We start from the raw sequence: 698 nt of genomic DNA, 5'->3' as shown, positions 1-698 counted from the left end.
TAATAACCGCTTATCAAATTTTAAAATATAGAAATGTGTTATAAGGAGAATTATGTATGAAGATATGTGTACAAAGATAGAGATATTAATATTTCTATAAGAACTAAAAAATGTCTTGATAAAATGGTCAAATGGAATCCGTTTGCTTCAATACCGAAGCAATACGAGGAAATACATAGAATGTTTGAGGAACAATATAAAGTACCTAAACCTTTTTTAACACAAGATACTATGGAACGAATAGAAAGAGCGTTAATGCAATCTTTTCACGAGGAAGAAGAAATACATATCTCATACTATCGTGATGGAATGGTGCAAGACATGTACATAAATGTATTACATATTGAACCGATGACGAAAACTATATATTGTACAGATGCCTTTGGTTTGAATACTAAGTTTAAGTTTGATGAATTGGTGAATATAAATTAAAAGAAGCCGCCCGACAGGACTGAAGTGCACCCCAATTGTTAGACACAGCCTAACAATTGGGGTGCACTTCACATATATAGGTGGCTTTTGTACGACAAAAAAAAGAGCTCTGCTATACAGCAGAGCAAAAGAAAAATATATAACCCTATAAAAATATATAAATGCTAACTTAAATATGTACATTAACGCTTGAATAAATATGTACATTTTCAATTGGATTCTCCATACTGACTCTGAGGTGGTTAGTATGTATATTAAGCTAGATA

At 31.4% G+C, this 698-nt stretch carries 1 protein-coding gene; it reads left to right on the top strand.

Annotated elements, in window-relative coordinates:
• The first annotated feature begins 123 nt into the window (after positions 1-123).
• Entirely contained in the window at positions 124-432 is a 309-nt protein-coding gene (locus ACS2CR_RS34290; protein ID WP_003284113.1) for a YolD-like family protein, read from the top strand.
• Positions 433-698: the final 266 nt, after the last annotated feature.

Origin of the sequence: Bacillus cereus group sp. BceL291 (assembly GCF_051776705.1) — a bacterium.
Lineage (GTDB): Bacteria > Bacillota > Bacilli > Bacillales > Bacillaceae_G > Bacillus_A > Bacillus_A cereus.
This window is presented reverse-complemented; position numbering and strand designations above follow the sequence as displayed.

What these genes read in the sequence shown, in the direction of transcription:
- ACS2CR_RS34290 (WP_003284113.1), top strand. Translation starts at nt 124, where the DNA reads ATGGTCAAATGGAATCCGTTTGCTTCAATACCGAAGCAATACGAGGAA.